At 71.0% G+C, this 18,114-nt stretch carries 11 protein-coding genes; 8 read left to right on the forward strand and 3 right to left on the reverse strand.

Going from position 1 to position 18,114, the window contains the following annotated elements; all coding sequences use genetic code 11:
• Positions 1–59: 59 nt before the first annotated feature.
• The 3 genes from mtnB to ACFY0P_RS07655 are packed head-to-tail and all read right to left on the reverse strand — an operon-like array spanning position 60 to position 2,001.
• Complete coding sequence (gene mtnB / locus ACFY0P_RS07645; protein ID WP_388908402.1) at positions 60–668, reverse strand: methylthioribulose 1-phosphate dehydratase; 609 nt, start codon at positions 666–668, stop codon at positions 60–62.
• Positions 665–1,405, reverse strand: coding sequence for an acireductone synthase (gene mtnC / locus ACFY0P_RS07650; protein WP_388908403.1), 741 nt, complete (start codon positions 1,403–1,405; stop codon positions 665–667). Before mtnC ends, mtnB begins: the two co-directional genes overlap by 4 nt.
• Complete coding sequence (locus ACFY0P_RS07655; protein ID WP_388908405.1) at positions 1,402–2,001, reverse strand: acireductone dioxygenase; 600 nt, start codon at positions 1,999–2,001, stop codon at positions 1,402–1,404. Before ACFY0P_RS07655 ends, mtnC begins: the two co-directional genes overlap by 4 nt.
• Positions 2,002–2,544: 543 nt before the next feature.
• On the opposite strand from ACFY0P_RS07655, the gene ACFY0P_RS07660 reads away from it, so the two are divergent.
• The 8 genes from ACFY0P_RS07660 (at position 2,545) to ACFY0P_RS07695 (ending at position 18,036) form a co-directional block, all read left to right on the forward strand.
• A complete protein-coding gene (locus ACFY0P_RS07660) occupies positions 2,545–3,645 on the forward strand; it encodes a substrate-binding domain-containing protein (protein ID WP_388908407.1) in 1,101 nt (366 codons plus the stop codon).
• Positions 3,632–5,167: a sugar ABC transporter ATP-binding protein gene (locus ACFY0P_RS07665; RefSeq protein ID WP_388908409.1), complete on the forward strand. Its 1,536-nt coding sequence runs from the start codon at positions 3,632–3,634 to the stop codon at positions 5,165–5,167. The genes ACFY0P_RS07660 and ACFY0P_RS07665 overlap by 14 nt, the downstream gene beginning before the upstream one ends.
• Before the next feature lie 36 nt (positions 5,168–5,203).
• Positions 5,204–6,250 carry an ABC transporter permease gene (locus ACFY0P_RS07670; protein ID WP_388908411.1) on the forward strand — a complete coding sequence of 349 codons (1,047 nt, stop codon included), beginning with the start codon at positions 5,204–5,206 and terminating at the stop codon, positions 6,248–6,250.
• A gap of 13 nt (positions 6,251–6,263) precedes the next feature.
• Positions 6,264–7,478: an S-methyl-5-thioribose kinase gene (mtnK, locus tag ACFY0P_RS07675; protein ID WP_388908413.1), complete on the forward strand. Its 1,215-nt coding sequence runs from the start codon at positions 6,264–6,266 to the stop codon at positions 7,476–7,478.
• Positions 7,479–7,921: 443 nt separating this feature from the next.
• A complete protein-coding gene (locus ACFY0P_RS07680) occupies positions 7,922–11,149 on the forward strand; it encodes an alpha-L-rhamnosidase (protein ID WP_388908415.1) in 3,228 nt (1,075 codons plus the stop codon).
• A gap of 300 nt (positions 11,150–11,449) precedes the next feature.
• Complete coding sequence (locus tag ACFY0P_RS07685) at positions 11,450–15,628, forward strand: beta-galactosidase (protein ID WP_388908417.1); 4,179 nt, start codon at positions 11,450–11,452, stop codon at positions 15,626–15,628.
• A 412-nt stretch (positions 15,629–16,040) separates the two neighbouring features.
• Positions 16,041–17,120 carry an NlpC/P60 family protein gene (locus tag ACFY0P_RS07690; protein ID WP_388908419.1) on the forward strand — a complete coding sequence of 360 codons (1,080 nt, stop codon included), beginning with the start codon at positions 16,041–16,043 and terminating at the stop codon, positions 17,118–17,120.
• 4 nt (positions 17,121–17,124) lie between these two features.
• On the forward strand, positions 17,125–18,036 hold the full coding sequence (locus tag ACFY0P_RS07695; RefSeq protein WP_388908421.1) for a hypothetical protein: 912 nt from the start codon (positions 17,125–17,127) through the stop codon (positions 18,034–18,036).
• Positions 18,037–18,114 lie beyond the last annotated feature (78 nt).

Here is an 18,114-nt window from a genome sequence, read left to right on the forward strand (position 1 = left end):
GAAGGCCACGGTCGACCGACCGTGGCCTTCGCTGCTCTCGCCTCTCGGCCCGACGCGGCTCAACGTCGCGTGAGCTCCAACTCCAGCAGCCATTCCACGACTTCGGTGTGGTGCCGGGCCTGGCGCGGATCGGCGCCCCACACGTACAGTCCGTGCCCGGCCACGACCACCGCCGGCATCCGCGGCTCCCGCGCCGCCTCCAGCCGGTCCCCGAGCACCTTCATGTCCTGGCTGTTGCCGATGACCGGCAGCGTCACCTCGACGTCATGGGCCGGCTGTCCGACGCCCTTGAGCATCTCCAGGTCCTTGAAGACGATCCCGCCCGGCTGCCGGTGCCCCATCGCCACCGACGCAACAGTGTGCACGTGCACCACAGCGCCCGCGCCGGTCAGCGCGGCCACGCGCGCATGCAGCTCGGCCTCCGCCGACGGCTTGCCCTCGCCCACGGCGGCGCCCTGTCCGTCGACCAGCACCACGTCGGCGGGCGTCAGTTCGCCCTTGTCGTGGCCGCTCGCGGTGACGACCAGCCGCAGCGGGTCCCGGGAGAGCACCACGGACAGGTTGCCGGACGTACCGCGCATCCAGCCGAAGGAGGCGAACCGGGCGGACTCGGCGGCGAGGACCGCCCCCGCCTCCTCAAGGCCGGATGCGGTGAAGTCGTCGCTCACGTGGTGCTCCTGGTCGTGCTGATGCTGATCTCGTCGAACGTCCCCGTTTCCGCGTGGTCGCCGACGCCTTGCTGGTGGAAGGGCTCTCCGGGGCGCCGGATCCCGACGGTGTGCCAGCCCGCCGCGCGGGCCGCGTCCAGCTCGCCGGGCCGGTCGGAGAGGAACAGGAGCCGTTCGGGCGCGAGGCCCGTCGACTCCGCGATACGGCGGTAGGACGCCGGCTCCTGCTTGGGACCGGCGTTCTCGGTGTCGTAGAGGCCGGAGACCAGCGGGAGCAGGTCGCCCTCGGGGGTCGAGGAGAACCAGGCCCGCTGGGCCGCCACCGAACCGGACGAGTACACGTACAGGCGCAGGCCCGCCGCGTGCCAGGCGCGCAGCGCCGGCAGGACGTCGTCGTAGAAGTGCGAGACGAGGTCGCCGCGGGCGAAGCCCTCCGACCAGATGAGGCCCTGGAGGGTCTTCAGCGGGGTCGCCTTGCGGTCCTCGTCGAGCCACGCGTCCAGGGTCTTCACGACCGCGGCCGTGTCGGCGTGCGGGTCGCCGGTCAGCTCGCGCACCTGCGCGAGGGCCCGTGCCACCTCCGGATCACCGCTCCGCTCGGAGAGCAGTGCCGCGAACCGGGAGCGCGAGTACGGGTACAGCACGTCCACGACGAAGCCCGTGGCGCTCGTGGTGCCCTCGATGTCGAGCACCACGGCGTCCACGTCGAAGCGGAGGGCCGGGTCGGGCAGGCTCACGCGGCGCCCTTGTCCGCCTCGTACCCCGCCGCGATCGTGTCGTAGTCCGGGAAGCGGGCGGAGATGGGCGAACCGGTGAAGTTGCCGACCCAGCCGTCCTCCTCGTGGAAGAAGCGGATCGCGGTGAACGACGGCTTCGTGCCCATGTCGAACCAGTGCGTGGTGCCGCGCGGCACGCCCAGCAGGTCGCCCTTCTCGCAGAAGACCGCGTGCACCTCCCCGTTCACGTGCAGGTAGAAGATGCCGGAGCCGGAGACGAAGAAGCGGACCTCGTCATCGTCGTCGTGGGTGTGCTCCTGGAGGAACTTCTCCCGCGCGGCCTTCGCCTTCGCCGGGTACTCGGGGTCGTCGCCGGGGTGCAGGCCGAGGACGTCGACCGTGGTGAAGCCCTCCTCCGCGGTCAGCTTGTCGATCTCGGGGCCGTACGCGGCGAACACGGTCTCGCTGTCGGCGTCGAACGGCACGTCCTCGCGGATCGGCCACTGCTCGTAGCGCACTCCGAGGGGCTTGAGCGCCTCCGCGATCTCGGCGGGGTCCGAGGTACGGCGGACCGGGGTCTCGGGGCCGGACTCGGCCCACGTCGTCAGCAGCGTCATGGGAGCAACTCCAGTTGAGCGAAGCGAAGTCCGGATACCGAGACGGTCCGGACGGGCGGGAGGGAAATCGGAGACGGCACGCGGCAGCGGGCGAACGACGGATCAGCCACGCCGGCGCGCGCCGGTACAGCGGCACATGCCAAGCATGGGCGACGCGTTCGCGCAGGGTGTCGTCATCGGAGCCTCACTGTGCCGGTTCGGGTGCCGGTCCCGTGATGGTAACTCCAGGCCGGACGATCACCGGCTGTGACGCATCGTCGTCTCAATTGGTGAGAAACCGCTTCCATTTCTTTGACGGGCGGCTGAAAACGTTCCCATGATCTGCTCATGAAGACGCTGCTGCTCGTGCGGCGGCTGTACGTGGACCTGCTCCGGTCGACCACGGCCAGCTGTCGCTGACCCCTCCCGGAGCCCCCCGCATGCCCGCATGCCCCATGCGGTGCAGTGGCGCATTCCTGTTCCCGCTCCGGTCCAAGCCACCGTCTTCTTCCCCGCGTCTTCCCGCGTTCCCTCTCTGCGTACCCCTTGCACCTGGAGCCCGCCATGTCCCTCGTCCGCCTGCCTCTCGCCGCGATCTCGCTGGCGTCCGTCTCCGCCCTGATCCTCTCCGGCTGCTCGCAGTCCTCGGACGCCTCCACCAAGACGGGCAGCGACACCGCCGCCTCGGCCTCGGCCGCCACCGGCAAGAAGCCCGCGCCGTTCAGCAAGGGCACGGTCAAGGTCGCCCTGGTCCGGCAGAGCGGCGCCGGCGACTACTTCGAGCAGTGGGGCAACGGCGCCAAGGCCCAGGCCAAGGCCCTCGGTATCGACCTGACGGTGTACGACGCCCAGGCCGACAACGCCAAGCAGGCCACCGACCTCTCCTCCGCCATCAACTCCGGCGCACAGGCGATCATCATCGACCACGGGTTCCCGGCGACCATCCAGCCGGAGATCGACCAGGCCGTGAAGAAGGGCATCAAGGTCGTCGTGTACGACGTCGACCAGACCAACAAGTCCGTCGTCAGCACCGAGCAGGACGACGCCAGCATGGCGCAGGCCGTCCTCGACGTGATGGCCAAGACGGTCGGCAAGAACACCAAGGTCGGCTACGTCAACGTGGCCGGCTACGCCGCCCTCGACAAGCGCGACACGGTCTGGAAGAAGGCGCTCACCGCCAACGGCTGGACTCAGGAGTTCAAGGTCGGCAAGGTCACCGACTCGACCGCCACCGACAACGTCCCGCTGGTCTCCGCCGCGCTGACCCAGCACTCCGACGTGACGGGCGTCTTCGCGCCCTACGACGAGCTCGCCAAGGGCACCGTCCTCGCCGTGCAGAACAAGAAGCTCCAGGGCAAGGTGAAGGTCTTCGGCGCGGACGTCTCCAACGCCGACATCCAGAACATGACGGCCACCGGCAGCCCCTGGGTCGCCACCGCCGGCACCGACCCGTCCGCCGTGGGCGCGGCCGTGGTCCGCACGGCCGCGCTGGAGCTTGCCGGTCAGCTGAACACGTCCTCGGTCGAGTTCCCGGCCGTCGCCATCACCCGGGACTTCCTGGTCAAGAACAAGATCGAGAACATGGACCAGCTGCGCACCGCCCTGCCCGCACTGAACCTCTCGAAGGTCAGCACCGCGGACTGGATCCCCAATGTCGCCCACTGAGACGGCTCCCGAGGAGCCGCCCGCGGTCGGCCTGACGGACGTCAGCATGGCCTTCGACGGCAAGACGGTGCTCGCCGGCGTCTCGCTCGACATCGCTCCGGGCAGCGTGGTCGCGCTGCTCGGAGCGAACGGAGCCGGAAAGTCCACGCTGATCAAGATCCTGTCGGGCGTGCACCCCGGGCACGGCGGTGAGGTGCGGGTCGCCGGGGAGCCGGTGGCTCTCCCCTCCCCCCTCGCCGCCCGCCAGTTGGGCATCCAGACCGTCCACCAGCGCATCGGCGAGGGCATCGTGCCCGGCCTCAGCGTGGCCGAGAACCTGGTCTTCGAGGAGCTGGCACAGAGGCGCGGCAACCCGTTCCTGAGCAGTGCCCGCACCTTGGCCCGGGCCCGCGAGATCCAGGCGGGCCTCGGCCTGGACTGGAGCGACGCGGTCCTGCGCCAGGACGTCACCGAACTCGGCATCTCCGACCGCCAGTTGCTGATCCTCGCCCGCGCCCTGGCCACCCGCCCCCGCCTCCTCGTCCTCGACGAACCCACCTCCGCGCTCTCGGCGGCCGAGGCCGAACGCCTCTTCGCGCTGGTCGAGAAGATGCGCGACGACGGCATCGCGGTGCTCTACGTCTCCCACCGCCTCGGTGAGATCGACGCCCTCGCCGACCGGCTGGTCGTGCTGCGCGACGGCCGTCTCACCGAGGACCAGACGAGGCCCTTCGACTGGGACGCCGCCCTGCGCGCGATGCTCGCCCAGGCCCAGGAGGCCCGGACGGCCCGCCCGACCCGCGACGGCGACCAGGGCCGGACCGTCCTCTCCCTGAGCGGAGTCCGGCTCTTCGACGGAAGCGCCCCGCTCGACCTGGACCTGCGCACCGGCGAAGTCACCGGTGTCGTCGGGCTGCTGGGCGCGGGCAAGACCGAGCTGGCCCGCGGCCTGTTCGGCGCCGAACCCTTCCGCACCGGGGCCGTCGCACTGGGCGGCAGGGTCTACGCGCCCTGCCGCCCAGCCGACGCCATCCGGGCCGGCGTCCACCTGGTCCCCGAGGACCGGCACGCCGACGCGCTCGTCCCGGGCTGGTCGGTGGCGCAGAACATCTCGCTGCCGTTCCTGAAGTCCCTCTCCCTCGCGGGCCTCGTGAACCGCTCCCGCGAGGACGCCCTCGGCCGCGCCACCATCGACGCCCTCGGGGTCGTCGCCCGCGACGAGCACAGCACCGTGGAGGAACTCTCCGGCGGCAACCAGCAGAAGGTGGTCGTCGGCCGCTGGCTCGCCGAGACCCCCCGTGTCCTCATCCTCGACGAGCCGTTCCGCGGCGTCGACATCGGCGCCCGCCGCGACATCGGCCGCCGTGCCCGCGCGCTGGCCGCCGAGGGCGCCGCCGTGCTCGTCCTGTCCGCCGACGTCGACGAGATCCTGGAGATCGCCGACCGGGTCGTCGTCCTCGCGGCCGGTGAGGTCCACCTCGACGCGTACGGCGAGGACGCGGAGCGCGACCGCGTGATCCAGACCATCGCCGGTTCCGTCTGAGCCCCCCGACACCGGCCGCCGAAGGAAGCAGCACCCATGACCACTACCCAGAGCACCGGGACCCCCGCCAAGACGGTGACCCGGTCCACGGTCTTCACCGCCGCGCGCGTCCAGAACGCCGTGATCAAGTACGGCTTCATCTTCGTCACGGTCGCGCTCTTCCTGTACTTCGCGCTGAGCGAGGGCACCTTCCGCGAGTCCGCGACCCTCCTCGACACGCTCCGGTACGTCTCCGTCGCCGCGATCCTCGGCCTCGGCGTCACCCTCACCATGGCCGTCGGCGGAATGGACATGTCCGTCGGCGCCGTCGCCGGCCTCGGCGTCTCGGTCGCCGCCCAGACGATGGTCGTCCACAACCAGGTCGGCACCGTCGCGATCGTCGCCGTGCTGGCGGCGGGCGCGCTGGCGGGCCTGCTCAACGCACTCCTGATCGTCGTGCTCAAGATTCCCGACATGCTGGCCACCCTCGGCGTCATGTTCGTCATCCAGGGCGGCAAACTCATCCTGGTCGACGGCCAGTCCATCACCCCGGGCATGACGATGTCCGACGGCTCCACGGCGCCGGGGAAGTTCACCGCGGGCTTCCTGCGCATCGACCGCGGCACGGTCCTGGGGATCCCCGTCTCGGTCCTGATCTTCGGCGCGCTGACGGTCGCCGCCTGGGTCTTCCTCGCCCGCACCCGCTGGGGCCGGGTCCTGTACGCCATCGGCGCCAACCCCGAGGCCTCCCGGCTGGCCGGCATTCGCGTCGGCGCCTACCGGGCCCTCGCCTACGTCATCTCCGGCGTGCTCGCCTCGGTCGGCGGCCTGATCCTGGCCTCCCGGATCGGTCAGGGCGACGTGAGCGCCGGCACCTCCCAGCTCCTGGAAGCGGTCGCCGTCGCCCTCGTGGGCACGTCGGTGCTCGGCCGGGGCCGCCCGAACGTCTGGGGCACGGCCCTGGGCGCGGTCCTCATCGGCATCATCACTACCGGCCTGACCATCAAGGGCCTGCCGTACTACACGCAGGACGTGGTCGAGGGCGCCGTCCTCATCCTGGCCCTGGTCTTCAGCTTCACCCTGTCCAAGCGCCGTACCGCATAAGGAAACCGACATCATGGGCTACCGCATCCTGGACGCCGACGACATCCCGGGCTACCTGAACGAGCGCGGCCACTGGGACGACCTCGACGACATCCGTGTCCGCGAGGTCTCCGACGGCAACCTCAACCGCGTGTTCCTGGCCTCGAACGGCGCCGGTACCCGCCGCCTCGCCGTGAAGCAGGCCCTGCCCTGGGTGCGCGTCGCCGGCCCGTCGTGGCCGCTGAGCCCCGACCGTTCCGACGCCGAGGCCCGCGCGTACGAGCAGATCGGCAAGGCCGCCCCGGACAAGATCCCCGCGATCCACGGCTACGACGCCGAGAACCACGCCCTCGTCATGGAGGACCTGTCCGACCTGGAGGTCCTGCGCACCCGTCTCAACGAGGGCGGCTCCTACGGCCCGTCCACCTCGGTCGGCATCGGTGAACTCGTTGCGCAGCTGTCCTTCGCCACCAGCGACTTCGGCATGCCCTCCGCCGAGCGCAAGGACCTGATCGCCGCCTCCGTCAACCCCGAACTCTGCAAGATCACCGAGGATGTGGTGCTGTCGGAGCCGTACGTCGAGCACGAGCACAACCACTGGCACCCCGGACTCGACGACCTGGCCGCCGAGTTCCGCGCCGACACCCGGCTGCGCACCGAGGTCGCCGAACTCCGCCACGTCTTCATGACGAGCGGTCAGGCACTGCTCCACGGCGACCTGCACACCGGCAGCGTCATGGTCGGCCGGCGGGACGGCGCCGAGGTGGTCCGCGTCTTCGACCCCGAGTTCTCCTTCGTCGGCCCGATCGGCTTCGACCTCGGCCTGTACTGGGCGAACGTCCTCGTCTCCGAGGCCCGCGCGCACGCGCTGGGCGGCGAGGGCGACCACGCCGATCAACTGCGTCTGAGCTGGGAGGGGTTCGAGACCGAATTCCGCCGCCTGTGGCCGACGCGCGTCGACACCTTCTTCGACGATGCCTATCTGGAGCGGTTCCTGGGCCGCGTCTGGACGGAGGCGGTCGGCTTCGCGGGCACGGAGATCATCCGCCGCGTCATCGGCTTCGCCCATCTCTCCGACCTGACGACACTGCCCGACGACCTCCAGGTGACCGCCTCCCGCCACTCCCTGCTGCTGGGCCGCGAACTGATCGTCCACCGCGCCGAGTTGAAGGACCCCGAATCCGTCCGCGCCCGTTCCGGCAGTCGCATCGCACGCGGCCGGGCGGACGACAGGCGGGCAGGGGGCTGAGCGAACCTTCGATTCCCGGCTCCCGAGCCCGGTCCACGGCTCCGCCCTGGGCCGGACGGCCCAGGTGAGGTGATGGCGATGTGCTCGCCGTCGGCAGGTCGCCCGGGAGGAGCGGGCCGGGCGGCGGGCCGGCCACGGGCCGCGCCGGGGCCGTGGTGAGGTCTCGCAGGTGACGCGGTCCTTCCTCGGCCAGGTCATGACCTCGCGGCCGGCGCCGGCCCGGTGATCGCGGCCTCGTGGTCCGTCGATTGAAACCGTTCAATCACCCCGGGGTGCGCTGTGCGTGCCGCTCGTCGACATGGCGGCCGCCGACCGGTCGGGTCATCACATTGCCTGCACGACGATTGACCCCCGCCTCGCCCGGCTCTACGTTACCCATGCCCCTCCGTATTGAATCGATTCAAGCAACGCTTCGTTCCATCCGTGTGAGTGAGGAGTCGCAGATGATCAGCAGGAGGAACGTCCTCGCGGGCGCGGGCGCCACGGTCGCGGCGGCCGCCGTCGGCGGTCTGTCGGCATCGACGGCTTCGGCTTCCGGGCAGCCGCAGGTACAGGCGCAGCCGGGCAAGGCGGGTGACGGGCTGAGCGTCGCAGCGCCGACCGTCGAGTACGTCCGGCACCCCTTGGGCCTCGACGTCCAACACCCGCGGCTGAGCTGGCCGTTGGTCTCCGACCGGGTGGATGTGCGGCAGAGCGCCTATCAGGTCCGGGTCGCCACCACGGCCTCGGGACTCGACCGCCCCGACGTCTGGGACAGCGGGAAGGTCACCTCCGCTGAGTCCGTCCTCGTGCCGTACGCCGGCCCCGCGCTGAAGTCCCGGACGCGTTACCACTGGTCCGTACGGGTGTGGGACGCCGAGGGCAGGGTCTCCGGCTGGAGTGCGCCCTCGTGGTGGGAGACGGGGCTGATGGGGGCCGGGCAGTGGACCGCCGACTGGATCTCGGCCCCGGCGAGTCTCACCGACGCTCCCTCCTTCGAAGGCGGTTCATGGATCTGGTTCCCCGAGGGCGCCCCGACGAGCAGCGTGCCGGCGGCCACCCGCTGGTTCCGCCGCACCGCCGAACTGCCCGCCGGGATCATGGCGGCGACGCTCGCCATCACCGCGGACAACGTGTACGCCGTCTCCGTGAACGGGGTCGAGGTGGCGCACACCGACCTCGACACCGACAACGAGGACTGGCGCCGCCCGGCCGTGATCGACGTGCTGGACCGCGTACGGGCCGGTGACAACGTTATCGCCGTCTCGGCCACCAACGCGACCGTCGGCCCGGCGGGACTCGTCGCCGTCCTCGTGGTGCGTACCGCCTCCGGCGGGCAGAAGGTGTTCACCGACGCCTCCTGGAAGGCCACGGACACGGAACCGGCGGACGGGTGGCGGGAGTCGGGGTTCGACGACGGGGGCTGGCCCGCCGCGAAGGTGGCGGCCGCCTGGGGCGGTGGGCCGTGGGGGAGGGTGGTTCCGGTGTCGTACGCCGTCACCCAGTTGCGGCACGAGTTCCGGCTCCCGCGCAAGAAGGTGTCCCGTGCCCGCCTGTACGCCACGGCACTCGGCCTGTACGAGCCCCACCTCAACGGCAGCCGCGTGGGCGACGACCGGCTCGCGCCCGGCTGGACGGACTACCGCACGCGCGTCCAGTACCAGACGTACGACGTCACCGCGCTCCTGCGGCCGGGCGCCAACGCCATCGGGGCGTACCTGGCACCCGGCTGGTACGCGGGCGACGTGGGCATGTTCGGGCCCGGGCAGTACGGCCAACACCCTGTGCTGCGCGCGCAGTTGGAGGTGGAGTACGCGGACGGTACGAGCGCTCGTGTCACGTCGTCCGCCGACTGGCGGGCCGCGGCCGGGCCGATCGTCGCGGCCGACCTGCTGAACGGCGAGACGTACGACGCCCGCAAGGAGACCCCCGGCTGGACCTCACCCGGCTTCGACGACGCGGACTGGCCCGGCGTGCGTGGTGAGGGCGACATCGGCCCCGGGCTGATCGTCGCGCAGGCGGACGGCCCCGTGCGTGTGGAGCGGGAGCTGACCCCGAAGGAGGTGACCCAACCCAAGCCCGGGGTCTACGTGTTCGACCTGGGACAGAACATGGTCGGCTCGGTACGGCTGCGGGTGTCGGGCGCCGCGGGGACGACCGTACGGCTCAGACACGCCGAGGTGCTCAACCCCGACGGCACGGTCTACACCGCGAACCTGCGGAGCGCGGCGGCGACGGACACGTACACCCTCAAGGGCGACGGGGCGGAGGTCTACGAGCCGCGTTTCACCTTCCACGGGTTCCGCTACGTCGAGGTGACCGGGTTTCCCGGTACCCCCACGGCGAAGGCCGTCACCGGGCGCGTCATGCACACGGACGCCCCCTTCACCCTGGACTTCGAGACCGACGTGCCGATGCTGAACCAGCTGCACCACAACATCACGTGGGGTCAGCGCGGCAACTTCCTCTCCGTGCCGACCGACACTCCCGCGCGCGACGAGCGGCTGGGCTGGACCGGCGACATCAACGTCTTCTCGCCCACCGCCGCCTACACCATGGAGTCGGCCCGGTTCCTGTCCAAGTGGCTCGTCGACCTGCGGGACTCGCGGACCTCGGCGGGAGCGTTCACGGACGTGGCGCCGGTGGTCGGCACCCTCGGCAACGGCACCGCGGGCTGGGGCGACGCGGGCGTCACCGTGCCCTGGGCCCTCTACCAGGCCTACGGCGACCGTCAGGTCATCGCGGACGCCCTGCCGTCCGTCCGGGACTGGCTGACGTATCTGGAGCAGCACAGCGACGGACTGCTGCGCCCCGCCGAGGGTTACGGCGACTGGCTGAACGTCGACGACGAGACCCCCAAGGACGTCATCGCCACCGCGTACTTCGCGCACAGCGCCGACCTCGCGGCCCGGATGGCGGCGGAACTCGGCGAGGACGCCGACGCCGCGACCTACCGCGACCTCTTCGGCCGGATACGGGCGGCCTTCCAGGGCGCCTACGTCACCGCCGACGGCAAGGTGAAGGGCGACACGCAGACGGCGTACGTCCTGGCCCTGTCCATGGACCTGCTGCCGGACGCCTCGCGCCAGGCCGCGGCCGACCGTCTCGTCGCCCTGGTCAAGGCCAGGGACTGGCACCTGTCCACCGGCTTCCTCGGCACGCCCCGGCTGCTGCCGGTCCTGACCGGCACCGGGCACACCGACGTCGCCTACCGGCTGCTGCAGCAGCGCACCTTCCCCAGCTGGGGCTACCAGATCGACCGGGGCTCCACCACCATGTGGGAGCGCTGGGACTCCATCCGGCCCGACGGCAGCTTCCAGGACCCGGCCATGAACTCCTTCAACCACTACGCCTACGGCTCGGTGGGGGAGTGGATGTACACGAACATCGCCGGCATCGCGGCAGGCCGGCCCGGCTATCGTGAGATCGTCGTCCGCCCCCGTCCGGGCGGTGCCGTCACCACCGCCGCCGCCCGCTTCACCTCGGTGTACGGCCCCGTCGCCACCCGGTGGCGGCAGCGCTCCGGCCGCTTCACCCTGACCTGCACGGTGCCGCCCAACACGACGGCGGAGGTCTGGATCCCGACGGACACGCCGAAGAAGGTGACCCACACGCACGGGACCTTCCTGCGCCACGAGGACGGCTGCGCGGTCTACCAAGTCGGCTCCGGCACCCACCACTTCACCACCTGACCCCCGCTCCTTCGGCCCCGCGAGGCGGACACCCGCCTCCGCACGTCCGCCTCGCGGCGGTCCCGCCTCCGCACGTCCGCCTCGCGGCGGCCCCCCGCCCCCGCCGAACGGAGCGGGTCGGCCCGCCACCCGCTGGGCTGACGGTCGGTCAGGGGCCAGGCGGCCTTGCGGGGTTGGGTGCCGTCCCTGTCGCCTCGACCGTGTTCTCCCGCCCCATTGTGTTGAGCTGTGTGCCCCCTTAGTGTTCGACTTTGCCTGAGTCTGTTTGGTGTTGATTACTCAGTCGGTCTGGAGGCCGTGGTGCGGAGTGATCGGATCGGTTCAGAGCCCGCGAGACCCGGTGGGCGCCGATGGTGGCGGCCCGTCCTCGCGGCGGCCGCGACCATCGCCCTGGCCGCGGGCGTGACCGCGCCCGCGGCGGCGGCGCAGGACGTCGGCGAACAGGCGCCCGCCGCCGACGCGGGAGCCGCCCCGCAGGCGCACACGGTGAGTCTGGACGGCTACTCGTTCCTCGTCGACGGCAAGCGGACCTACCTGTGGTCCGGCGAGTTCCACTACTTCCGGCTGCCGAGCCCGGACCTGTGGCGGGACATCTTCCAGAAGATGAAGGCCGCCGGCTTCAACTCCACCTCGCTGTACTTCGACTGGGGATACCACTCACCGAAGCCGGGCGTGTACGACTTCAGCGGGGTGCGGGACGTCGACAAGCTCCTCGACATGGCCCAGGAGGCCGGGCTCTACGTCATCGCCCGCCCGGCGCCCTACATCAACGCGGAGGTCGACAGCGGCGGCCTGCCCGGCTGGCTGACCACCAAGGCCGGCAACAACCGCAGCGACGACCCGCGGTTCCTGAAGTACGCGGACGAGTGGCTGACCCAGATCGACCGGATCATCGCCCGCCACCAACTGACCAACGGCACCGGGTCGGTCATCGCCTACCAGGTCGAGAACGAGTACTACAACGGCTCGGCCGCCGGCCGCTCCTACATGCAGCACCTCGAGGACAAGGCCCGCGCCGACGGCATCACCGTGCCGCTGACCGGCAACAACAACGGCACCTTCAACTCCGGTACCGGTGCCCTGGACGTCGACGGCCCGGACTCCTACCCGCAGGGCTTCGACTGCTCCAACCCCGCGAAGTGGAACGGCGTCCCCGACATCAGCTACGACCACCCGGCCGGAAAGCCCCTGTACTCCCCGGAGTTCCAGGGCGGCGCCTTCGACCCCTGGGGCGGACCGGGCTACGACAAGTGCGCCCAGCTGATCAACGACCAGTTCGCCGACGTCTTCTACAAGCAGAACATCGCCGTCGGCACGACCGCGCAGAGTTTCTACATGACCTACGGCGGCACCAACTGGGGCTGGCTGGGCATGCCGGAGAACTACACGTCGTACGACTACGGGGCAGCGATCCGCGAGACCCGCCAGCTCGATCCGAAGTACTACGAGGACAAGCTCATCGGGTACTTCACCCAGTCGGTCGCCCCGCTGACCAAGACCGAGGCGATCAGGGCCACCCCGCCGGACGACTCCGCGGTCGTCGACACCGCCCGGATGAACCCCGACACGAAGACGCAGTTCCACGTCCTGCGGCACGGCAACTCGACGTCCACCGCGGCCGACAAGACCCACATCTCACTGGACTTCAACGCCCAGCCGGCCGCGGACACCAGCTACACCTGGGACGACCCCGACTCCGCGCTCCAGTACGCCGGTTCGTGGTCGCACGTGGCCAACACCAGCTACACCGGCGGCGACTACAAGCACACCGAGTCGTTCTCGAACAAGGCCGGTGACTCGCTCACCGTCCCCTTCGACGGCACCGCGATCCGCTGGATCGGCTCCAAGACGAACAACCACGGCTACGCCGACGTCTACCTCGACGGCACCAAGGCGGCGACGGTCGACGACTCCGGCGGCGAGAACCAGGCGGTGCTCTTCCAGAAGACGGGCCTCACGCCGGGTGCGCACACCCTGAAGATCGTCGTCGACGGCACCCACAGCTCCGGGTCCACCGACAACTACGTGGCCGTCGACGCCATCGACGTACCGACGGGCGACTCCGCCGCGGAACCGACCTATCCGGTCGTGCCCCAGCAGCCCGGCACCGCGATCACGCTCGACGGCCGTGACTCGCACGTGATCGTCGCGAACTACCGGCTCGGTGACTCGCAGGTGCAGTACTCGACGTCGGAGATCATGACCAGCGCGACGATCGGGGACCGCGACGTCGCCGTGCTCTACGGCGACGCGGGCAGCGACGGCGAGACCGTCCTGCGCTACGCCACCGAGCCCACCGTGACCGCCACCGGAGGCACGGTGACGACCACCTGGGACGCGGCCACCGGGGACCTGCGTCTGAACTACACGCACAAGGGCCTGATCCGCGTCAGCATCAGCGGCGGCGGGAAGCGCCCGCTCCTGCTGCTCGTCGGCGACAAGGCCACGGCGGAGACCTTCTGGCGCCAGGACACGGCGAGCGGCCCGGTACTCGTACGCGGCACCCACCTGCTGCGCACGGCGACCAGCCTGGACGACGGCCGCACCGTGGCCCTCACCGGCGACAACGCCGACGACAAGAACTTCGAGGTGTTCACCTCCGCCGACCGCGTCACCTGGAACGGCAGGACAGTACGCACCCAGGCCACCGACACGGCAAGCCGCACCGGGACGATCCCGACGGCCGCCCCGGTCAGCCTGCCGGCACTGACCAATTGGAAGCACGCCGAGGAGTCGCCGGAAGCCGCCCCCGGCTTCGACGACTCCAGCTGGCAGGTGGCCGACAAGGCGACCACCAACAGCGTCTCCGGCAGCGACTCTCAACCGGTGCTCTACGCGGACGACTACGGCTTCCACACCGGCAACACCTGGTACCGCGGCCGCTTCCGCGCCACCGGCAAGGAGACCGGCGTCCACCTGGTCTCGGACTCCGGCGGCGGCGCGCAGGCGTTCTCCGCCTGGCTCAACGGCACGTTCCTGGGCAGTTCCACCACCGGCAGCGCCGACTTCACCTTCCCGTCCGGCTCGTTGAAGTCGTCGGGCGACAACGTCCTCTCCGTCCTCACCGTGAACATGGGACACGAGGAGGACTACAACTCGACCAACGGCAACAAGACCGCCCGCGGCCTGACCAGCGCCTCCCTCGTCGGAGCGCCCCTGACCTCCGTCACCTGGCGGGTGCAGGGCGTACGCGGCGGCGAGGACCTGCAGGACACGGTGCGCGGCCCGCTCTCCACGGGCGGCCTGTACGGCGAACGGGCCGGCTGGTCCCTGCCCGGTTACCCGGACAGGAGCTGGGACCAGGTGTCCCTGCCGACGACCGACACCCGTCCCGGCGTCTCCTGGTACCGCACCGACGCCGACCTGGACCTGCCGCACGGCCAGGACACCTCGATCGGGCTGACCTTCACCGACGACCCGTCCCGCAAGTACCGTGCCACGATCTTCGTGAACGGCTGGCAGGTCGGCAACTACGTCAACTACCTCGGCCCCCAGCACACATTCCCCGTGCCCAACGGCATCCTCAACCCCAACGGGCACAACAGCATCGCCCTCGCCGTCTGGAACCTGGACGGCACCACCGGCGGCCTCGGCAAGGTCTCCCTCACGGACTACGGCAGCTACGCCTCGTCCCTGCGCGTCGCGCAGAACGACAGCCCGCGCTACGACCCCGAGAAGTACGCGATGCCGAAGCGTCCGGGAGCGGACGTCACCCTGGACGTGCCGGACACCGCGCAGTCCGCCCAGGCCTTCACGGCCGAGACGACGGTACGGGTGCCGCAGGACCGGCCGTCCGCCTCCCGGCTGACGGCTTCGCTCTCCGCCCCCGACGGCTGGACGGTGACCGCCACGAGCCCTGGCTCGGTCCAGCGGGTACGGCCGGGTGAATCGGCCACCTTCACCTGGAAGGTCCAGCCGCCGGACGGGACCCTGCCGTCCGCCTCGGCACTCACCACCACGGTGGCCTACGAGCAGAGCGGACGGCAGGCCACCGGCAGCGACGAGCGCATCGTCGGCGGGATCCCGCCGGCCCCGCCGACCGGCCAGAGCGCGGTGAGCGACCTGCCGTTCCTGTCGTCCACCAACGGGTGGGGCCCGGTGGAGCGCGACACCAGCGTCGGCGAACAGGCGGCCGGCGACGGCCGTCCGATCACCGTCGCCGGCGTCGGCTACGCCAAGGGTCTGGGCACCAACTCGGTCAGCGACGTCCAGCTGTACCTCGCCGGAAAGTGCTCCCGGCTCACGGCGCAGGTCGGCGTCGACGACGAGACCGGGGGTGCGGGAACGGTGACCTTCTCCGTGATCGCCGACGGCAAGACCCTGGTGACCACGCCGACGGTCCGCGGAAAACAGGCCGCGGTCCCGATCGACGTCGACGTCAGCGGCGCCCAGGTGCTCGACCTCCAGGTCGGCGACGCCGGCGACGGCAACGGCAACGACCACGGCGACTGGGGGAAGCCGACGTTGACGTGCGGCTAGCCGGACGGCACGCGGGGCGCGGCTTCCAGGGCAACGGAGGTGGTCTCGCGGGCACTTCGCGGTGTCCGTCCTCCTGGCCGACCGGACCGTTTCGGAACGGAATGGTCGGCCGGGAGGCTGCGTGCCGCAAAGGCGGGACCTCGACCGGGTGGTCGAGAGGCGGGCAAGTGGCGGCTTCTGCCCAGGAGTTCCTCCTCACTGGTTCCGTGCGAGGGCGCAGCCACCGTGTCCGGTCGCGGTGGAGGAGGTGCGTGCGGGCAGGTTGACACGCCCGGGGGTACAGGGGTGGTCCGTTCGCGTCGGGGTAATGTGTTCGAGACTCGAACAGTTCTCCGTGGGAACCGTGGTGACGGCTGCGCCGGGAAGGCAGGCTGTCTGATCCACCCGCATGTGACCTCTGAAGATGGAGCCGATGAACGTGTCGACTCGTGGCGGACGGCTGCGGAGCCGAGCCGCCACAGCAGCCTTCGTGTGCGCGATCGTCCTGTTACCCGGCCCGAGTTACGCGACCCCGGACGAGCCCGATCCGCGCACCGACAAGTCGATCGAGGACATCCAGGACGAGCTGAACGGCCTCTACCGCCAGGCGGAGGTGGCAACCGAGGCCTACGACGCCGCCGATGTGAAGGCGGCCGCTCAGGAGAAGCGGCTGGCGTCGCTCCACAGGGACCTGGCCCGTACCGGGGACCGGCTGGCCGATCTGCGCGACCTCGCGGGCGCGGCCGCCCGCACGCAGTACCGCGGGGGCAATCTCGACTCCACGGGCCTTCAGCTGCTGCTCGGCGACCACCCCGACCACGCCCTGGACGACGCGGCCCAGGCCCGCCAGGCCCTGCGGGACGTGGTGACCGTGTCCGAGAGCCAGGCGAACGCCCGCGCGCAGCTGAGCCGGCAGACGGACGCCGCCGCCGAGAAGCTGCGGGAGCTGAAGAACACCCGCGCGGACAAGGCCGAGGCGAAACAGAAGATCGAGAAGAAGATCGCCGAGGCCGAGCAGATCGAAGCGGGGCTCAAGAAGGAACAGACCCGCAAGCTGGCCCAGTTGGAGAAGGAAGAGGCGAAGGAGGCCGAGGCCAAGTGGACGGGGCCCGGTTCCGGTGGCACCACCGGTACCGGTTCGGTCAGCGGCCGGACGACGGCGAGCGGAGCAGCGGGGAAGGCCGTCGCCTTCGCGCTGGCGCAGGTCGGCAAACCCTACGTGTGGGGCGCCGTGGGCCCCTCGTCGTACGACTGCTCGGGACTGACCTCCACCGCGTGGGCGGCGGCCGGGCACCCCATACCCCGCACCTCACAGGCGCAGTGGCAGGGACTGACCCGCGTCAGCCTGTCCTCCGTGCAGCCCGGAGACCTGATCATCTACTACGACGCCACACACGTGGGCATGTACATAGGCGACGGACAGATCGTCCACGCCCCGCGGCCCGGACGCACCGTCACCACCGCCCCGGCCGCCTCCATGCCCATCCTCGGTGTCGTCCGACCCGGAGTCTGAGCGGATGACCTACTCACTGACCCCCCGCAACGAGGGAAACCTGCCCGCGCTCAGCGCGCCGCCGCTGATCCGGCTCGACGCCTATGTGGCCGAGGACGGGTCGACGGTGGTCAACGGCCATCTGCTGGAGATGGGCGGCACGCGGCCCCCCAACGAGGCGATCCTCGACGCGATCGCCATGTTCGCCCGCACCCTGGGCGCCCCGGTGGCGGCCACCGTCATCGACCGCAGCGTGCTGCAGGTGGCGCGCCTGCGGGTCCACCCCGACGGCTCCAGCCGGACCATCGCCGACGAGGAGGACCTGCCGCCCGGGCGCGAGCGCACCGCCGCGGAGGAGGAGGCGTTCCCTCCGCTCGCCCGCGTCGAGCGCATTATCGAGCACGCGCAGCGCGGGGAGCTGCACGCCGCCTCCGTCCTCGCCAGCGCCCTGCGGGAGCACCTCACGCTGCGCAGGGGAGCGGAGGACGAACTCTCGCTGGAGGCACGGGCGATCGAGGCGTACCTCGCGTACCAGCGCGGCGACTACATGCTCTCCACCGTCCTCGCGCTGACCGTCGCGCGCATCCGCTGCCGTACCGACCTGCACCGGGCGGCACCCGAGGTGGCCCGCGCCACCGCGGCGTGGCAGCGGCTGACGGACGACGGCCAGGTGGCCACCCGAGGGCAGGAACTGCTCCACATGTGGGAACACCTGGCCGCGGAGGGCATCCTGCTGGAACCGGCGCACCAGGCCATGGCCCGGGCCGTACGGAGCCGGCTCGCCCGGGGCGACCGCTCAGTACCGGCCCCGGCCACGGCACCTGCGGTGACGGCGGGGACGGGGCCGCTCGCTCCTGAGGACACGCCCCTCAGCCCCACGCGCCGGGGGCTCCGACGTTTCACCCGGCGCGCCGGGCGCTCCGCCGAGCCGCAGTGAGGCAGCGCGCCCCGAAGGGGCGCGGGGAACTGCGCGACCAGCCACGACGGCGCCGCAGTGAGCTGACGGCCTGTCACG

The organism is Streptomyces sp. NPDC001714, from assembly GCF_042892755.1.
In the GTDB taxonomy this organism is placed as follows: domain Bacteria; phylum Actinomycetota; class Actinomycetes; order Streptomycetales; family Streptomycetaceae; genus Streptomyces.